This window comes from Vibrio hyugaensis, from assembly GCF_002906655.1.
Lineage (GTDB): Bacteria > Pseudomonadota > Gammaproteobacteria > Enterobacterales > Vibrionaceae > Vibrio > Vibrio hyugaensis.
The window spans coordinates 1,438,700-1,457,835 of the sequence record NZ_CP025795.1 but is presented as its reverse complement, the minus strand read 5'-3'; the positions used below and the strand labels follow the sequence as shown (position 1 = coordinate 1,457,835).

At 44.8% G+C, this 19,136-nt stretch carries 14 protein-coding genes and 1 tRNA gene; 5 read left to right on the top strand and 10 right to left on the bottom strand.

Translation table 11 applies throughout. From position 1 onward, the window contains the following. Positions 1 to 233 precede the first annotated feature (233 nt). Positions 234 to 1,073, bottom strand: a complete 840-nt coding sequence (locus tag C1S74_RS23565; RefSeq protein ID WP_045398253.1) for an arginase — start codon at positions 1,071 to 1,073, stop codon at positions 234 to 236. A 6-nt stretch (positions 1,074 to 1,079) separates the two neighbouring features. Next, on the bottom strand, positions 1,080 to 1,814 hold the full coding sequence (locus C1S74_RS23560; protein ID WP_038869667.1) for an IclR family transcriptional regulator: 735 nt from the start codon (positions 1,812 to 1,814) through the stop codon (positions 1,080 to 1,082). 450 nt (positions 1,815 to 2,264) lie between these two features. On the opposite strand from C1S74_RS23560, the gene C1S74_RS23555 reads away from it, so the two are divergent. Continuing rightward, a complete protein-coding gene (locus C1S74_RS23555) occupies positions 2,265 to 3,731 on the top strand; it encodes an EAL domain-containing protein (protein WP_045398250.1) in 1,467 nt (488 codons plus the stop codon). Between the two features lie 5 nt (positions 3,732 to 3,736). Here the strand turns inward: C1S74_RS23555 and modF are convergent, their stop codons facing one another. Together modF and C1S74_RS23545 are read right to left on the bottom strand one after the other, a co-directional pair. After that, positions 3,737 to 5,185 (bottom strand): molybdate ABC transporter ATP-binding protein ModF, encoded by a 1,449-nt coding sequence (gene modF, locus C1S74_RS23550; protein ID WP_045398247.1) that lies wholly within the window; start codon positions 5,183 to 5,185, stop codon positions 3,737 to 3,739. Positions 5,186 to 5,439: 254 nt separating this feature from the next. After that, positions 5,440 to 5,530, bottom strand: a tRNA-Ser gene (locus tag C1S74_RS23545). Positions 5,531 to 5,860: 330 nt separating this feature from the next. Here C1S74_RS23545 and C1S74_RS23540 point away from each other — a divergent pair. Beyond that, positions 5,861 to 6,541, top strand: coding sequence for a MaoC family dehydratase (locus tag C1S74_RS23540; protein WP_038866605.1), 681 nt, complete (start codon positions 5,861 to 5,863; stop codon positions 6,539 to 6,541). 64 nt (positions 6,542 to 6,605) lie between these two features. On the opposite strand, the gene C1S74_RS23535 is transcribed toward C1S74_RS23540, so the two are convergent. Then, positions 6,606 to 7,433, bottom strand: a complete 828-nt coding sequence (locus C1S74_RS23535; protein WP_045402586.1) for a phosphate ABC transporter substrate-binding protein — start codon at positions 7,431 to 7,433, stop codon at positions 6,606 to 6,608. A gap of 299 nt (positions 7,434 to 7,732) precedes the next feature. On the opposite strand from C1S74_RS23535, the gene C1S74_RS23530 reads away from it, so the two are divergent. Further along, the gene (locus tag C1S74_RS23530) at positions 7,733 to 8,089 is read left to right on the top strand and encodes a DUF3024 domain-containing protein (protein ID WP_045402583.1); all 357 of its coding nucleotides are present in this window, start codon (positions 7,733 to 7,735) and stop codon (positions 8,087 to 8,089) included. Positions 8,090 to 8,113: 24 nt separating this feature from the next. Here C1S74_RS23530 and C1S74_RS23525 read toward each other — a convergent pair whose 3' ends face one another. After that, complete coding sequence (locus tag C1S74_RS23525; RefSeq protein ID WP_038877240.1) at positions 8,114 to 8,908, bottom strand: helix-turn-helix transcriptional regulator; 795 nt, start codon at positions 8,906 to 8,908, stop codon at positions 8,114 to 8,116. A gap of 72 nt (positions 8,909 to 8,980) precedes the next feature. After that, positions 8,981 to 10,984 (bottom strand): exoribonuclease II, encoded by a 2,004-nt coding sequence (gene rnb / locus C1S74_RS23520; RefSeq protein ID WP_045402580.1) that lies wholly within the window; start codon positions 10,982 to 10,984, stop codon positions 8,981 to 8,983. Between the two features lie 379 nt (positions 10,985 to 11,363). Between rnb and C1S74_RS23515 the strand changes: the two genes are divergently transcribed. Then, a complete protein-coding gene (locus C1S74_RS23515; RefSeq protein ID WP_045402578.1) occupies positions 11,364 to 13,322 on the top strand; it encodes a DEAD/DEAH box helicase in 1,959 nt (652 codons plus the stop codon). 363 nt (positions 13,323 to 13,685) lie between these two features. Continuing rightward, a complete protein-coding gene (locus C1S74_RS23510) occupies positions 13,686 to 14,879 on the top strand; it encodes an acetate/propionate family kinase (protein ID WP_045402575.1) in 1,194 nt (397 codons plus the stop codon). 82 nt (positions 14,880 to 14,961) lie between these two features. Here C1S74_RS23510 and C1S74_RS23505 read toward each other — a convergent pair whose 3' ends face one another. From C1S74_RS23505 to ccoN, 3 genes are read right to left on the bottom strand one after another with little or no spacing between them, the layout of a single operon-like run. Further along, positions 14,962 to 17,115 carry a c-type cytochrome gene (locus tag C1S74_RS23505; RefSeq protein ID WP_045402572.1) on the bottom strand — a complete coding sequence of 718 codons (2,154 nt, stop codon included), beginning with the start codon at positions 17,113 to 17,115 and terminating at the stop codon, positions 14,962 to 14,964. Then, positions 17,112 to 17,723 (bottom strand): cbb3-type cytochrome c oxidase subunit II, encoded by a 612-nt coding sequence (locus C1S74_RS23500; RefSeq protein WP_045402569.1) that lies wholly within the window; start codon positions 17,721 to 17,723, stop codon positions 17,112 to 17,114. Before C1S74_RS23500 ends, C1S74_RS23505 begins: the two co-directional genes overlap by 4 nt. 1 nt (position 17,724) lies before the next feature. Then, on the bottom strand, positions 17,725 to 19,134 hold the full coding sequence (ccoN, locus tag C1S74_RS23495; RefSeq protein ID WP_045402566.1) for a cytochrome-c oxidase, cbb3-type subunit I: 1,410 nt from the start codon (positions 19,132 to 19,134) through the stop codon (positions 17,725 to 17,727). Positions 19,135 to 19,136: the final 2 nt, after the last annotated feature.

Below are 19,136 nucleotides of genomic sequence, written 5' to 3'. Positions count from 1 at the left end.
TAGTTGTAATATGACCGCTTAGTTATTGAACTTTGGTTGTTTTTTATTCGTATGTCATACCAAGTTCATATCGTGTCTATTAGAACGTGAATGTGATCTTAGTTCAATAGTTTGGGTGGGTATGCGTCGCACTTTTTGCGTATTAAATTGTTAATAAATAATAAGAAAGGGCTATATGCGATAGTAATCCCATGAGACAACATTTTATGATGGCTCATGGGTAGAAGTAAGAGCTATGCCGCGTGGTCGATCAACGGTGCCATTTGATATAGCTCTTCGAGAATGGCTTTCGTTTGCTTGGAATACACAAGGCGATCTCTATCACCAACGAGGTGAACGGCTTTCACCTTCCCGGATACCAAACATAAACGAATCGTGCGAAGTACCATTTGCATATCTAACGCAGGTGTTCCATCCAGATTGTTCTTTGTTACTAGTGATGCCAGGTCAATCGATATAACGATTTGGTCGCAATGGTCTAGGTAACTTCCCACTTGTTGCTTGAGATGATTGCGGTAGCGAAAGGAAAATTCACGATCGGTAACCCAATCGCACCCTTGGTCTTCGGCGTAGTCCCACGTTTCTTGCTTGGTCTCTTGCTCATTTGCACCAGCAAAAAACAAGCGTACGTTTCGATAGCGAGATAATGCAAAGTGAAAAGCTGAGCCAAGGCGAGGCTCCAAGGTTGGCTTGAGATTAATTCGGTGTCCAATATTGATGATGCCAATTTCATCGTTATCGCAAACCACAACGGGCAACATCGATAGAATCGCTTCGGTACAATTCGAAAGCACCACGGGTATTGAGTGGCGTGAAAGAGACAAACTTAACGCCTCTTGAAAGTCGCCACTCTCGATTTGGTGATGAGAAAAGTGTCCTAAGTTCGCAGCCGAACCTTGATCATGTTGCTGGTAAAGCCAGTCACTGGCGTTCTCTAAACTTTGATCAGCTAAATCAAAAGCGCCACTGCTCATCGGGGCTAAATGCTCACAAACCGTCATGAAAGAAAAAGGGTAGTGATGGACGGGTTTCTGAGCTCGATGAAGTTTATAGCGTTTGAAAAAGCCTAACATGATGAATTACCTTTCTGGCGGCAACGCCCTCGCTGCCTGCAACACATGCAAAATGATACGCTGCTTATCCTTTTCGACTCGGTGAGCCGGAGCCATTACCGAGACTGCGCCAATCAATTTACTTCCTTTCATGACTGGTGCGCTGATGCCAGAAACACCAGGATCAATTTCTGATGTACTAACAGCGTATCCGTTCTTACGTATGGTGCTGAGCTCTTGTTCCCACTCGCTGAGACGATGGTCCTGACCAAAATGACGCAGGATTTTTTCGCATCGGCTTTGGGGCATAAAAGCCAGCATCACCTTAGATGAGGCGCCACGAAGCAATGGTTGACTTTGACCCTGGACGTAGCTGCATCGAAGCGCCTGCATACTCTCTTTTTGTCTGACGCAAAGCGCGCGGTAACCAGAAGGCACCATATAAGCCGCCATTTCACCGGTTTGTTGAACCAAGCGAGCCAAAATGGTTTCTACCATGTCTAAGCCATGTTGTGCGGTTTCATAGCTGTGCATTAGCAGCAAAGCGGCTGGGCCGACTACAAATGTCTTGTCGTGTACGCTTTCTTCAATCAAATTCCACTCTTTAAGCAGCTTTAAATGTCGATAAAGACTACTCAAAGGTACGGCCAGTTGTTCACTGAGCGTTTTCGCAGAGACTGGGAATGGACTGACTGCGACTTGCATGAGCAATTGCAGCGCCTTTTCGTTTACCTGATTAGCGTTGGCTTTGTTTGTCGTCATGAGTGTGTTGTAACGTGATAATTGGTATGCAACAACTATAATTCTTAAACACTGAGAAAAGGAAAATAATTGGTGGCGGATATTCTCATATAATGAGAAAAAGCCATATTAATATTTTTACCTTAATTAAGAACGACCATCATTCAAGCATAAGGACATGATTTTTCTTCTAGCAGGTTTCATCTTTACCTATTGGCAGAATTGGCAATTTTTGTGTGAATTTACCTTCACAGATCGCAATACAATTAAGAAAGTTGTTAAACTCTGTCTCTCAAATGAGCCATGTATCAATAACTCATTGTTATATTTGCGGCTTTATTGCTTATTACCCATACTCAATCAATGGATTCAGCTCGGAAGATTACTTTCGAAAGAGTTTCTTAAGTGTTTGATAGGGACGCGTTATCGGTGTTTTATTTATAAATTTGATTGAGTAGAGACCATTCCTCGATGATAAATAAAGAGCTTTGGAAAAAAGCCATCATTTACCTGCTTCCGTTGCCTCTGATCGTTGCGCAAGTTTTCTATTTGGCACATCAAAGTGTTCAGCGTAATCTCGATCATATTCTTGATAAGAATCTGCAAGTTGCGGATGAAATCCTGTTTCAAATTGAGACGGAAAACCGAACGGCCTTGATCTATCCAGAACGTTGCGAAGCGATACAACAGAATTTAATGTTTGAAAGGCATATCGATGAAACCCTGATTGTCAAAGATGGCCAGATTATTTGTTCCTCAAAGCTGGGGACAATGAATCGTCCTATGGATAGCTATGTTGAGTTGTATCGTAAAGGTGAGCTCACGCTTGGACATATCACCGGCTATGGCGAGCAAGTCTTATTCCTAGTGACGCCAAAAGAAGATGCACCTGAATACAAAGCGGTCACTATTGTTGATAGAGACTACTTTGGAGCCACTATTGGCTACCGTAATGACGTTCGTTTAAAACGTTCAGCCATGTTTGTGGGTAATGCTTCTGCGCCTAAATATGCGTCTATGCAGGGAGAGAATGCGGTGTCACTCGGCTACTCAAAATTGTTCGACTATGAGGCACTAGTGGAAGCCAGCGACTTTTACGTTGAGCAAAAGCGCTTTTCGTACGTGGTTTCTGCGGTTCCAATCTTATTGCTCTTTTATCTTTTTATTTTCTTTATCAACCGCTTCATCGATCCTCAACGCAGCTTAGTTTCTGACCTACGCAAAGCAATAAAAAAGCGTGAGCTTTTATTGTATTACCAACCTCAAGTGGATTCGAGCACAGGCAAAACGTTTGGTTATGAAGCTTTAGTTCGTTGGCCCCATAAACAGCGGGGGTTTATCTCACCGGATGAATTTGTACCCGCAGCTGAAGAGAGTGGGTTAGTGGAAATGTTGACTGACTTTGTATTAGAAAGAGCGTGTGAAGATTTCTCTCAAGCGAAATTCAAACTGCCTGTTCATTTAGGCGTCAATGTTCCACCGGGTTATCTAGCTAATTCCCATGTGATAAGAAAAATCGAGACTATCCACCGTAAGCTTCAACAATACAACGTCGAAATGAGTATCGAGATCACAGAAAGACAATTGATCGACGGAGAAGCGAGGAGTCACATTGCGGCGCTGAGGCTGCATGGGATTCAGGTGTTGATTGATGACTTTGGTACAGGGCAAACCGCGTTGGCGGTACTGCAACATATGAAAGTCGATTATCTGAAAATTGATAAGTGTTTTGTTGATACAATCGGGATTGAGAGCGTTAATTCAACGGTGTTGAACGCTATCGTTCGATTGGCGGAAGATCTGCATGTCGACCTGATCGCGGAAGGTGTAGAAACTCGAGAGCAAGCTGCACACTTAAAAATGTTAGGTGTGAAGCTACACCAAGGTTATTTCTACGCCAAACCACTTCCTTATTCGGAAGTGGTTGCCACTCAGTGAATGCTTTACTCAATGCAACCTTTATAGCACTGGGCTTGCTTGTCAAACTTGAATTCTAGGTAGTTCTGAACACTGCCTAAGTCATCCTCTTGATAGTGAGAAACATACAGGAGCTGGCTTAGATTTTCTTTCGCGATTAACTCAAGTGTGTTTTTTACCAACACACGACCTAGGTAATCCAAACCTTGATAAGGCTCATCCAATATCAGCAACATAGGCTGCTTTACAATGGCTCGTGCAATAAGTAGAAGTCGCTGTTGACCATATTCCAATCGCTTGAATGACGTCTTCTCGTATTGTTCCATGTGCAAGATCGTAAGCCAGTCTTTAGCGATATTTATTTCCTTTTTACTTGGTTGCGAATACAAGCCAATCGAATCATAGAAACCTGATAGAATCACTTCTAGTGCACTGCAATTAACACGATATTGAAGGTGCAACGCAGAAGAAACCATGCCAATGTGTTGCTTGATTTCCCATATGGTCTCGCCACTACCGCGTTTCTTACCAAAGATCTGAATATCGTTACTGTAACACTGAGGATGATCACCAAATATCAACCCTAACAGTGTACTTTTACCACAGCCGTTGGGCCCTTTGACTTGCCAGTGTTGGCCCTTATCAATACGCCAATTTAAGTCGGTAAAAATGGTTTTCTCTGTATATTCCACTTTGCCGTTTTTGAGCTCAAAAATTGGATTGTCGAAGTGCGTCGAATGTTGGTGTTGGCGAATCAACGTCATCATCTCTTCGCTTTGTTTTTCTGACTGCGATTTGATCTGCGCAATGATAGGGTGCTGGTCCCAGCTTTGCTTATCCATGGTGCTATCAAGCTTGCCAGCGTTGAACAGCGCAATATGTTCTATCCAGTCAGGCATGTCAGATTCACGAGAGAAGGTGATCAGCATTTGCACTGATTGAGAGAGTGTTTGGAGATATGTTGCCAATGATGCACGGTGCGCGACATCCAAACCAGTCAACGGGTTGTCTAACAATACTAAGTCAGGCTTGGTAGCTAGCGCTCGGGCAAGCATAACGCGTCGTGTTTCACCCGTTGAAAGCACTCGAAAACCGCTTTCTGCTAAATGTGATAAGTCGAGATCTTCAATCAGAGTCTGTGTGAAGGCTTCATCTTGGCAGGCTTCAAAAATCAACTGGTAAACGGAACTGCCTTGGTCAATACGGTCGAGAAAGTCGGTATCGTCCTTTTCTATCTCCAGTTCCAACAATCGTTGTTGCTCGGAAAGGGAGACCTGAGCAATATGGCAACCTTCGATGTTGAGTTGACCTGATTCAGGTTTAATCTCACCACACAGTAAGTCACCAAGCATCGAACCAATATCGCCCTCAGAACTGAATATGCCCCAAGATTGCTCGGCTTCAATGTGCCAACCACCGATAGAGAGAGTAGAAGTGTTTTCTTTGGCAGTAAGCTGATGAAATTGAATCGGCATTGTGTCTTCCATGAATTGTTATTGTGTTAATGCTAGTTATAACAAGTCTTACGTTAGGATAGAAAGGGGAGAGATGCAGATCTTTTCAACAATAACAATAAATGAGGAACTGGTTAGTCAACTAGTCGAGAGGAAAAGAGAATAGATATTGACGGAGTGCTGGGGTCGCACACGACTAGGGATTTAGAAATACGGTCATTTTACAGGAGCTAAAACGACGAAAGCTCGCAATAAATGCGAGCTTTCTGAATAAGTGGCGGAGAGATAGGGATTTGAACCCTAGATACGCTATTAACGTATGCCGGTTTTCAAGACCGGTGCTTTCAACCACTCAGCCATCTCTCCGTTGCGGGACGTATAATAGGGTGAGTAGAAAACGTTGTAAAGTATTGATCTCATCTAAAAGAACTGTTTGCGCGTTTTATAGTCACACTTTTAGAAGGTGAATATCACAAATTACCGTAGAAAAGATGATTGTTACGATATATTGTAGAGTATTTACTTTATGTTGTGGTTACTTAATAAAATAGTGTTTTATTGGTATCTTAATGAAAAATAAGAATTAAATGACTTTGAGTATACATGTGTTCGCCCGAAAGTATTTGCAACATAGTGTGAGTTAATTCAAAATTAACTGGTATAGCCAGTTGTGCTTGAATTTATCGAAGGGTTTTTATGAAAGTCACGAATCTATTTAAAGACAAAGTTGGTGCGATCTCTGCTCACCAATCAGAGTTTATGAATTGGATGTCTCCAACGCTACGCGATTATTGGGGTGACTTTTTAGGTCGAGCACAAAGCAGCTTTCTTTTTTCTAAAGTACGTGATCATCAGCAGCCTGCTGTGAATGAGGAAGTGATTTCTCAACCTGATCCAATTGTCCTAAAACCAGAAGCGCAAGTGCTTTTCGATGAGTTGAGCGACAAGGTTGGTGAAGTGATCCACGTGGGTGATTGGGTTCATGTTTCTCAAGAACGTATCAACCAATTTGGTTCGGTAACGGAAGACATGCAATGGATCCACACCGATCCAGAACGTGCTTCAACAGAATCACCATTTAAAACTACGATTGCTCATGGTTTCCTGACGCTGGCACTTTTGCCGAAGTTGACAGATTCTGTTGATCCAGAAAAACCAATGTTCCCAACAGCAAAGTTGGTCGTGAACCTGGGTTTAAACCAAGTACGTTTCCCGTACCCTGTGAAGGCGGGTAACAATGTACGTGCATCAAGTACGCTTACTAAAATCACACCAATCAAGAAAGGTCTTGAGATTGAGCGTGAAATCAAAGTAGAAATTGAAGGCATTCGTCGACCTGGAGCGGTGGTTGTTTCTGTGATTCAATTGCACTTCTAATCGGAATAAAAAGATTCAAACAAAAAAGAGAGCCCAACTAGGCTCTCTTTTTTGTACCTGCGGTTTACTGATTGAAGCTTTTTACCGGTGTGTAGCCGTAATCTGCAATCGCTTTTTGACCTTCTTGCGACTTCAGGAACTTCACGAAGTCTTTGCCTGCTTTTTCCAATCCATCAACTTTGTACAGAACTAAGAATGGGCGAGCTAATTTGTATTTGTGATTGGCGATGTTGCTCGCTGTAGGAGCAGTGCCTTCGAATTGAATCGCTTTTATTGAGCGATCAACTGACCCAACAGAGATAAAACCAATCGCGTGGGGGTTATGGTTTACGATGGTTTTCACCATGCTATTGCTGTTGACGACAAGGTTGTTTGGATTGATGTCAGAGACCAGACGGTCGTTCACGATCTTGGTCAATCCAAGTAGACTTTCAAAGCTGTAACGAGAACCGGAAGAGGCTTCACGCGTGACGACTGCGATAGGTTGGTCTGTACCGCCAACTTGCTTCCAGTTATCGATTTTACCTTTGTAGATATCAAACAGTTGTTGTTCTGAAAGGTTGATGACAGAGTTGGTTCGGTTAACAACAACAGCAAGACCATCATAAGCGATAGGGAATACGTTTAAGTCTTCTCCTTTCTCTCTTTCTGTTAAATAGCGAGAGCTCATCCCCATCTCAACCACACCTTTATTTACCATAGTGATACCAGCGGTTGAGCCAATACCTTGCACGGCAATATAATCGTCAGGGTGTGTTTTATTATATTCTTCTGCAAGTACATCCATTACTCGTGCAACGGAGGTAGAACCTGAAATATTCACTTCTTTTGCCACAGCAGAAGGAAGGGAAAGAGCCATGGCTAATACAGTTGCCACAGTAAAACGTAACATATTGAACTCCATATACGGTATATCGCAGCGCTCATCATATTTCGTTCAGGTTACACTTTTGTGAATGCAGATTGATATCCATAGCGAATGATCGATTGCTCTCGTTTTATGTTGATAACTATCAATAATATCGGATGGGAGGGTTTTACTGATTTGAAGTGAAAGAGGTGACGCAGTTAGCTTTTCGGCATCAAATGCGATGCTATTCTACACTTGAGCGGGCGCATGCCCCGATGGTGATTTCTGCCTCTCTCAGGCACTTGGGTATATACTAAGAACAACATATCAGGAGTACGCTCATGTCCGTGTCTCAAATGGCGACCAGTCGCCTGCACAAGTTGGTTCAAACGCTCTGCGCTAGGCGCAATGTCAATTTGCCAGTAGAAGCGCTAGGGAAGTGCTTATACGAGCCTATAGAGAACGGTGTCGAGCTTTATCACGCGCACTTCTTACTTGATTCACAACACAGTGAATACACATCTCCCATCGCTAAAATCCTATTTGATGCTAAAGCTCAGCTTTGGTGCTTTTATGTTCCGATCTATCGTGAAGAAGAATTGGTATGGGTACCTTACGAGAAGTTACCAACTAGTCAAACGCTTGAGGTGCTTCTCGCCGAACTGGAAAGCGATCCTCAAGCGTGTTTTTGGGATTGATGGCTAACTTATCTTCAACCCCTATTACTTTGCGATTTGACTACGAAACTCTTTTGGCGTGATGCTGTAAATCGATTTAAACGCGGTACTAAAGTGCGCTGCACTCTTAAATCCAGATTCAAAGGCAATTTGAGTGATGGATTTCTGAGAGACACGAAGTTGGGTTGCGGCATGGTTGATGCGTTTCACTTTCAAAATATGTGAGAACGAAAGGTTCTCCGCTGCCAATCTACGTTTGAGTGTGGCGATAGACATACTCATGTGCGTTGCTAACGCTTCTAATGTGATGTCTTTTTCTATGTTCTTTTCAATGTACTTAATCGCCTTCTGGGACGCGGTTAGGCTGCTTGCGTCATCAATGATAGATAAGATGTCTGGCTGAACTTCTACCATCAGTGACAACAGGGCGAGGGCAATATGGCTTTGAGCGTATTGTGGCGCTTTGTTATCTGCTAATTCAATTAACGCGCTCTTAAGCTGCGAGATAACTAGGTGGCCTTGAGCTGAAAATGGATAAAAGCGACGATCGTCGGTGTCTGATGTAATCGTAGGGTGGGCCGATTTGAATTCACTGAACAAACCAATGTCAAAGACCAAGGCAATCGCTTTAAAACCACCAGGTTTGGCTTCTGCACTTCTTAAGTCCGCTGAATTATAAAGGGTGAAATCTCCTGCTTTCAGTTCAAATTGTTCGCCACTTGGCTGGTTGATAACAAGGGTGCCTTCCTCAACAACATATAAGCCGTTGTGGGTGGCGGTGTAGCGTTCACTTTTGCGAGCAGTGAAGTGATTAAAGCGAATGATCTCAATGTTCGGCATATTCGTTCTTATCGTTTTTACATGACAAATAAAAAAGGCGCTCAGTTGAGCGCCTTTAAACTTTAACCGGTATTATTCACTCACAGATTCTTCTGTTTGTGTCGCTGGCTTATCAGCGAATACCTGGGTCGGTTTTGCAACTAAACTGCGGTTTTCTTGGTTTACGTCCGAAAGAACAATTTCCAATGTATCACCAAGTTTGTATACCACTTCTTTATCGATAGAAATGGTACCGTTGTCACCGTTACACTCAATTCTTTCTTTATTATCAAGAATCAAGCTACCAGGAATAAAGGCCGCTGCGCCATTTTCGAGAAGTCGAACACGTGCACCAGCACGATTAATATCGAAAATCTCACCTGTGAAACACGTTTTCTTACTTGGCTCTTCTGCAAGAGTACGAGCATATAACCAATCTGACACGTTTCGCTCGGCAATTTTGTGGTGCTTACGGTGCAGTGCTAATTCTTCGCCGACTTCATCATCAGGTGTTTGAACCGGTTCTTTGCCAAGAATGACGGCTTTCAGCATGCGGTGGTTGATCATGTCGCCGTATTTACGGATTGGTGAAGTCCAAGTCGCGTAGATATCTAGACCCATTGCGTAGTGAGGAAGTGGTTGGTTGCCTACTTCACTGTACGTTTGGAATTTACGGATACGGTTATCTAGGTAAGTCGTTTCTTGTTCGCCCAACCAACGACGAAGTGCCGCAAAGCCTTCTAGTGTCGCAACTGATTCTGCTGTGAATTCAAGTGTACCTTCAGGGTTTACCATTTGAACGACTTCTTCGATTTTCTCAGCTTTCAAGCCTGCGTGTGTGTTGAACACGCCCGTTTCAAATTTGTCACGTAGTGTACGGCCAGCACAGATGTTTGCAGTGATCATCGATTCTTCTACAAGACGGTTTGCGCTGCGGCGCATGTCCGCGTGAATAGCAATAACGTCGTTGTCTTCGCTTAGTTCAAAACGGTAGTCTGGGCGATCTGGGAAGATAACGGCATTCTTTTCTCGCCAATCAGCGCGAGCAAGAGAAAAGTCATATAGGTCGCGAACGATGGTTGCGATTTCTTCTGATGGTTGCCACTTGTCTGAGCTGCCGTTTTCTAGCCAATCTGACACATTGTCATAAGCAAGGCGCGCATGAGACTTAATGTTTGCTGCGAAGAAGTTGATGTCATCACCAACGACACCTTTTTTGCTTACTGTCACAGTACAGCAAATCGCAGGGCGTACTTCACCTTCAATCAGTGAACATAGGTTATCTGCAAGGTCACGTGGAAGCATAGGGATGTTACGACCTGGAAGGTAGATAGTGTAACCACGTTCACGTGCTACCTTATCCATTTCGTCTTCTGGTGTAATGTATGCAGTTGGATCGGCAATTGCGATGGTCAGTTCAAAGTCGCCAGACTCTGTCTTCTTCGCAAACAGCGCATCGTCCATGTCTTTGGTTGATTCACCATCAATGGTGACGAAAGGCACGTGTGTCATATCAACACGTTCAAGATCCGCATCGTCTTTCAATTCCCAATTTTCAATGCCAGCAGGCTCTGAGTTTGGCAGATCGTTTTGTGCGAGCGTTACCCACCACGGAGCAATCTTGTCGTTTGCATCGGTAATCTTCTCAGAAATCTCTACGAAGAATGAGTTATCACCTTTAAGAGGGTGACGAATAAGATGAGCAACAACCCAGTCGCCTTCAACGAAATTGTCAGGCTTTAAGCCTTTCTTTAATTTCGCTTTTAGAGAAAGCTTTTTCAGCTGCGGATGATCAGGCACAACATTTAATTTGCCTTTGAACATTTTTACTCGGCCAATAAAGCGAGTAAGTGATTGTTCGATCAATTCTTGTGGTTCTGCAACTTCGCGTTCGTTCTCAGTGCGGATGATGGCAACGACTTTGTCGCCGTGAATGCACTTTTTCATGTACGCAGGTGGGATGAAGAAGCTGGTTTTGCTGTCCACTTCCAGGAAGCCAAAGCCTTTATCAGTTGCTTTGATTGAGCCTTCTTTTTTAGGCAGGTTTTCTTGGATTTGTTGCTTAAGCTGAGCTAATAGCGGGTTATCTTGAAACATCTTTTCTTAACTTACCAATGGAATTGGGCACACTATAATCATTGCGAGCTATTATTACTACCTAAAGCCCCCAATTTCACTGTGAATTATTGATGAATTGAGCAGCGTTGTGGTGCTTTTCTCTACGGAGAATGGAGGGGTAGGTGGAATTTTATGCGAATATTACCATTAGTGAGAATAAATTGTGATGTAATTCAATTTTTTCTAGCTTTTTTTATGCATTTAAGGAATAATCCGCCTCCCTTAGTCGTCCCTAATGGCTTATCGCGGTTGTGTACTGTGCTAATTCCTTTCTGAATGGATTTAGTATCTGGATGGATCAGTATCGAATTGGAAGAGCATATGGGACTGTTTTTTTGTTTAATTAAGTAGGATCCCAATGCAAGATTCTGTTATTCAATTCAGTGATTTATCTCTGAATGATTCTATCCTTTCTGCTCTAGACGGAATGGGTTTCGTGTCACCAACTCCAATTCAGGCTGCGGCAATCCCACACCTATTGGAAGGTGCTGACGCGCTGGGCAAGGCACAAACGGGTACAGGTAAAACGGCAGCATTCTCTCTGCCTCTTCTAAACAAGCTAGATCTTGATCAACGTAAACCACAAGCAATCGTTCTTGCTCCAACTCGTGAGCTAGCGATTCAGGTTGCGGCTGAAATGAAAAACCTTGGTAAAAATATCAAAGGTCTTAAAGTTCTAGAAATCTACGGTGGTGCTTCTATCGTGGATCAAATGCGTGCTCTTAAAAACGGTGCACACGTTGTTGTAGGTACTCCTGGCCGTGTTCAAGACCTTATCAACCGTGAACGTCTACATCTAGACGAAGTTAGCACTTTCGTACTTGATGAAGCGGACGAAATGCTAAACATGGGTTTCGTGGACGATGTAACTGCAATCATGGAGCACGCTCCTGAATCAGCTCAACGCGTTCTATTCTCTGCAACTATGCCACCAATGCTGAAAAACATTGTTGAGCGCTTCCTACGTGATCCTGTAACTGTTGACGTTGCTGGTAAAAACCACACTGTAGACAAAGTTCAACAACAGTTCTGGGTAGTGAAGGGTGTAGAGAAAGATGAAGCGATGTCTCGTCTTCTTGAAACTGAAGAAACTGACGCGTCAATCGTATTCGTACGTACTCGTCAAGACACTGAGCGTCTAGCTGATTGGCTATCTGCACGTGGCTTTAAAGCTGCTGCACTGCACGGTGATATTCCTCAGTCTCTACGTGAGCGTACTGTTGATCACATCAAGCAAGGTGTTATCGACATCCTAGTTGCAACAGACGTAGTTGCACGTGGTCTTGACGTTCCACGTATTACACACGTATTTAACTACGACATCCCATTCGATGTTGAGTCTTACATCCACCGTATCGGTCGTACTGGCCGTGCTGGACGTAAAGGTAAAGCGATTCTTCTAGTTCGCACTAACCAAATCCGCATGCTTCGCACTATCGAGCGCGTAACTAAGTCATCTATGGAAGAAATCCAACTTCCTCTACGTGACCAAGTAGCTGAAGCTCGTCTAAGCAAGCTAGCAGCAGAGTTAGAATCTGAGAAAGAGCACAAGTCACTAGACAAATTCGCTGAGCTAGTAGAGAAACTACAAACTTCTCTAGAAATCGACCCAGCGATGCTTGCTGCAATGCTTCTTAAGCGTCAGCAAGGTAAACGTCCTCTATTCTACATTGGCGAAGACCCAATGGTTGAAGCGATTGAACGTGACAAGCAACGTCGTAAAGAGCGCCGCGAAGGTGGTCGTGAAGGCGGTCGCAGCTTCAATACACAAGATTGGGATACTTACCAGCTTCAAGTTGGTCGTGAGCAAGGTGTTCAAGTTAAAGACATCGTTGGTGCTCTAGCTAACGAGCTTGGCCTAGGTAAAGGCTCTATCGGTGCGATTAAACTAGCTCAAGGTCACACATTTGTTCAGCTACCAAAAGCAATGACTTCAGACGCAGCAAGCAAGCTAAGCAAGCTTCGCATCCGTCAACAAGAAGTTGGCGCTGTAGTTTGTGACTTCGATGACTTCCGCGAGTCTCGTGGTGGCGGTCGTCGTGACGGTGGTCGTCGCGATGGTGGTCGTCGTGATGGCGGCGGTTACCGTGGCAACCGCGAAGGCGGCAACGGCAACCGTGGTGGTGATCGTCGTGAAGGCGGTCGTCGCGAAGGTGGCTTCCGTGGTAACCGCGATGGCAACCGTGAAGGTGGCAACCGCGAAGGTAACCGTGAAGGTGGCGAGCGTCGTTTCGATCGTAACCGTGGTGGTGATCACCGTGGTGCACACCGTGGTGAACGTGGTCACGGCCGTGGTCGTCGCACGCAAGACGCATAATATCTGCACACTATTGCATTAAAAAATAGTTGAATATGAAAGCCGAGCGAAATGCTCGGCTTTTTTGTCTCTGCTCTTCTATACTCTATTCATTCAAAAAAATTCGTAATATTTTTGTTTTCTTACTCATATATTGATGATTTTAAGTGTCTAATTCCACTTTAGTTGAGTGAATTCGATATATTTCACTGCTCAAATAAATTTTAAACTTGTCATAGATCAACAAAATTTACGCAAACGAGCAACTAACACTAAAAGATAGTTGAAAGATTAAAAAATTATTGAATAATAGAGAGCACAAACAAGAAGTACGAAGCGCGGATGCGCAATTACAACCTTTGCTCCACAACAGGAAACTATTTCATGTCTAATTCGTTTGTACTGGTGATCAACTCAGGTAGCTCATCACTAAAATTTGCAGTCATCGACTCACAATCTGGCGATGCTGTGCTAAGTGGTCTGGGCGAATGCTTTGGTCTATCAGACGCTCGTATGAGCTGGAAATTCAACGGTGAAAAAACGGAAATCGCAATCGAAGGCGATGATAGCCATCACAAGATTGCTATTGGCAAGCTAGTAGGTTTAACTGAAGAATTTGGTCTAGCTCAAGACATCGTGGCTGTGGGTCACCGTATTGTTCATGGTGGCGAGAAATTTACTCAGACAGTACGCATTACTGAAGATGTTACAGCGGAAATCGAAAAACTTGCTGACCTTGCTCCACTACACAACCCGGCTGGTGCTATCGGTATTCGTGCTGCTATTGAAGCGTTTCCAAGCCTTCCTCAGTTTGCTGTATTCGATACTGCGTTCCACCAAACAATGCCTCAGCGTGCGTTCACTGGTGCAATCGCGAAAGAGCTTTACACTGATTTCGGTGTACGCCGTTACGGGTTCCACGGTACGAGCCACTACTTCGTAAGCCGTGAAGCTGCGAAGATGCTGAATAAGCCAGTGGAAGAATCAAGTTTCATTTCTGTTCACCTAGGTAACGGTGCTTCTGTTTGTGCAATTAACAACGGCGAGTCTGTTGATACGTCAATGGGCTTCACGCCACTGTCTGGCCTAATGATGGGCACACGTTGTGGTGACCTTGACCCAGGCATCATTGAGTACCTTCTTAAGAAAGGTTGGTCTCAAGAGAAAGTGTTCAACTCTTTGAACAAAGCTTCTGGCTTCTTAGGTGTTTCTGGCTTAACAAGCGATGCACGCGGTATTTTGGAAGCGATGGAAGAGGGTCACGAAGGTGCAACTCTAGCATTCCAAGTATTTACATACCGTGTGTCTAAATACATTGCGTCTTACCTTGCTGCTCTTGATTCATTTGACGGCATCATCTTCACTGGCGGTATTGGCGAGAACTCTATGCCAATTCGTCGTGAAATCTTAAACAACCTTAAACTGCTAGGTTTTGTTGAAGATGTGAAAGGTAACGAAGACGCTCGATTTGGTAACGCAGGTGTTGTTGCTACATCTGAGTTGCTTGGTGCGAAAGCACTGGTTATTCCTACCAATGAAGAGTGGGTTATCGCTCAACAGTCGGTAGAACTGCTGTAAAACGGCAAAAATTTTGGGAACTAAGTCAAAGCCCTTTCCGATTGGAAAGGGCTTTTTTTGTACCTGATACTCGCCACTTTAGTTACTTGATATGGATGTTGTTATCTCGTCGGTCATACATATCTGGTGTGGTATGCAGTCCTCCGGCATAACCTGCGGCTTCTAAGGTTTCCCTTACTTCTCGAACGTCTGCTGGCGTAACAGGCGATTGTTGATCGCCAAGGTGTTTACGTACGAAGGTAATCAATTCTGCCAAGCGAGCGTCTGATAAGATGTCTTCAAAGCTTGCCATTGGCATAAAGTTACGTTCAGGGTCAATGTAAGTTGGTTGTAAACCTCGTACCGTTACTGCAATGGTGTTAAACGGGTCACTGTGCATGATAATGCCGTTGTTCAAGAGCGTTGGTGCTATCGGATCTCGTCCTTTACCATCGTTACCATGGCATGCTCCACATGTTTGCTTGTAAGTTGCATAGATTGGCTCTTGATAAGCCGCTTCATCAAACCCTTTAGGCTCCAAAGGAACGGCATCGGCGGCAATGAAGTTGTTTACGTCACCATTGAGTAGATAGTAGGACATAGACTCAACGTCTTCACGAGTCATTAAGCTCAAACTGTTTTTGACCACGTCAGCCATCCCAGCAAAAGCAGTGCCTTTGTCTGAGTGACCTGTGTGCAAGAAGTCGGTCAGAGTCTTCTCATCCCAACCGCCCACATACAGCTCCGTAGACGTAATGTCAGGTGCGTTCCAACCGTCAATCAAGTTACCTTGGAAGATGCGTTCAGGAATCAATGCTTGAGCAATATTCCGCGGCGTATGGCACTCTGAGCAGTGTCCTAAGCCTGCAACCCAGTATTTGCCTTTCTGCCACTTCTCTACGTCATCCACCGCACCCTCAAGCTCTGAAGGTAGGTTGTAGTCGATAGGGTCGGTGTCCATAAAGACAATGTTCCAACCAAGGAGACCAAGACGAATGTTCGATGGGAACATCATGTGGTTTTCATCGTTACGACGCGCCACGGCAGGAATAGACTGCATGTACTCCCACAAATCCGTCATATCCTGTTCGGTGAGATATTGATAAGAGGTATACGGCATCGCCGGGTACAAGTAACCATGTTTACCTTTACCGTGTACCAGAGCATCACGGAAGTTGTCGTAGTCGTATTCACCAATCCCTTCACTGGCGTGAGGTGTAATATTGGTTGAATAGATGGTGCCAAATGGTGTGACAAACGGTAGGCCGCCGGCAAAAGGTTCGCCACCTTCTGCACTGTGACAAGCCACGCAATCCCCCGCGTGTGCCAGATATTCACCACGCTCGACAGATTGAGCGTTAAGCGCAGCAAGTTTCTGCTCTTCCTCTTCGCCAGCTTTGCGGATGTAGGCACCAATCGCGAGGATCTCGTGCTCTGAGAGTTGGTTTTCAAACGCAGGCATCAAGTTGTTCAAACCGTAATTGATGGTGTGTTGAATCTCTTCAATGCTACCGCCATGAAGCCATACACTGTCTGACAAATCTGGAACACCAGTTTGTTGATTGGCTGAGCCATCGCCGTGACAAGAAGAACAATATTGAGCGAACAGGTTTTTACCTAGTTCGATTTTCACCTCAGGTACATTGCTGTGGCGTTGATTGAGCGACGCAAGATAGTAAGAAATCTTGTCCACTTCGTCCTTTCTCATCACTTCAACCCAGCCGGGCATCGCACCGTTACGGCCTTTCGCGATGGAATGAATGATGGCCTCATCATCACCTCCGTATATCCATTCTTTGTCGATAAGGTTAGGGAAGTGTTTTTGACCTTGTGCATTATCTCTATGGCAGGCTGAACAATGGGTTTGAAACAACATACGACCGCTACGAACGATATCGGCATCTTGTGCTAGTGCAGCCAAAGAGGTGTCGGTTACTTGGCTAAATTGCTGGTCGAGTGTGGTTGATGGCGAGCTAAGTTTGTCGTCCGCTTGGTCATAATTCGCCAAGCCTTTCCATTCACCAAGCCCTGGATACAGAACCAAATAGCCTGCGGAGAGTAAAAACGCGACAGCGTAACTAACGAAGAGTAGCTTGGGTGGTGGCGCGTCCTTTTCATCAATCCCATCAAAAGAGGCGATAGTGTGGTCTTGGTCCGCTTTGTGGTTGCTACGCCAATACTTGACGATAACGCCCACCATCAGGACAAAGAAGATTATGGTACAGGCAACTGCCCACCAGTTCCAGAATGTGCTCATGGTGCCACCTCCTGTGCTGTATCTTGACCAAGGCTTTGAAGATAGTGGATCAGCGCTTCGCCTTTGGTTTTACCGCGAACTTGCAAGCGCGCGTCGGAAATTTCTTGGTCTGTGTATGGAACCCCTAATGTGCGTAGTGTTTCCATCTTGTCGCCAATTGCGTCGCCCGAGAGTGTTTGTTCGAACAACCAAGGGTAGGCCGGCATTATGGACGTTGGAATGACCTGACGAGGATCGATGAGATGCAATACATGCCATTGGTCAGAGTATTTTCGCCCAAGGTTGGTTAAGTCCGGACCTGTGCGTTTTGAACCCCATAGGTTAGGGAATTCATAAATGTCATCTGATTCCTTGTTTGCACGACCGTTGCGTTTGGTTTCAGGCTCTAGAGGACGAACCATCTGCGTATGACAGACATGACACCCTTCACTGATGTAGATATCGCGACCCGCAAGCTCAATGGCGGTCAAAGGCTTGGCTAAGCTGCCTTTGGCGATGTCGTCAGTGCGAAGAATATTCGGCACAACCCAAACCGCGAGTGAGAAGGAGGCCACAACCACCGTGGTTATGATCAAGATGACCACTGAGTGAGTAAAGTCTTTGCTCATCTTATGCCTCCTTTGCCACTAACACCGATGGAGAACGCACGGTTTTGTACAAGTTGAATGCCATCAGGAATAGGCCAAGTACAAAGAGTGCGCCCCCAAAGAACCGCAGGAACAACCATGGAGCTTTAAAGTTCATGGCTTCAATAAAGCTGTAAACCAGTTCTCCATTCTCATTCTGAGTTAGCCACATGTATCCTTCGCCAATGCCAGCAACCCAAAGAGCGATGGCGTAAATCGCAACACCAGAATGCGCGAGCCAGAAGTGCCACTTGATCAAGCGCTTTGACCACAACTCGGTTTTGTTCCATAAACGAGGGATGAAGTAGTAGAACACCGCAATGCCAGACATGCCTACCCAACCTAATGCGCCGGAATGAACGTGGCCGATGACCCATTCTGTGTTGTGCGCGAGCATATTGAACCAACGAATCGCCAGTAGAGGCCCTTCAAATGTCGCCAAGCAGTAGTAAAGAATGGCCGAGAAGAAGAATAGGCAAATGTAGTCAGACTTGAGCTTCTCTTTATTTTGTAGCAGCGTCATCGCACTGTTGAAAGCGCCTGCCCAAGATGGGAGCCAAAGAATGAGTGACATGATGATGCCGATGTTTTGCACCCAAATAGGTACCGATGAATAAACCAAGTGGTGGGTACCAGCCCAAGTGTAAAAACCAACCAAACCCCAGAAGTGGATGACAGATAAACGGTAAGAGTAAATAGGTCGGTCTGCGGCTTTTGGGATGAAGTAATAGTTCATACCAATCACACCAGCGGTCAGTAAGAAGCCCACCGCGTTGTGACCCCACCACCATTGCACAATGGCGTCTTGCGCTCCAGCGAAGACAGAATAGGACTTCATCAAAGAGACGGGCATGGCAAGGTTGTTCACGATGAAGATCATCGCAATGACTATGATAAAGGCGGCGAAGAACCAGTTAGCAACGAAGATATGGTCAACTTTCCGCTTTGCAATCGTGCCAAAGAACAACACGGCGTAAAGCACCCAGACTAAGACGATCAACAGGTCGATTGGCCATTCTAGCTCAGCGTACTCTTTTGATGTGGTGTAGCCAGCGGGCAAACTGATTAACGCTAAAAAGAGTACCAGTTGCCAACCCCAGAAAACCATCCAAGATAAGCTTTGGTTAAAGAGATTACAGCGTCCGGTGCGTTGAGCGATGTAGAGAGAGGTACCCATCAAAATGTTGACTACAAAGCCGTATATCACGCCGGAAGTGTGTAGTGGTCTGAGTCGACCGAATTGGAAGTATTGAGAATCGAAGTTAAGTACTGGCCAATACAACTGTGCCGCGAGGATCACACCAATGATCATCCCGACGATAGCCCAAACTAACGATGCCAACACAAAATACTTCACAACTTTGGTGTTGTATTGAGTTGCTGCTTGTTCCATAG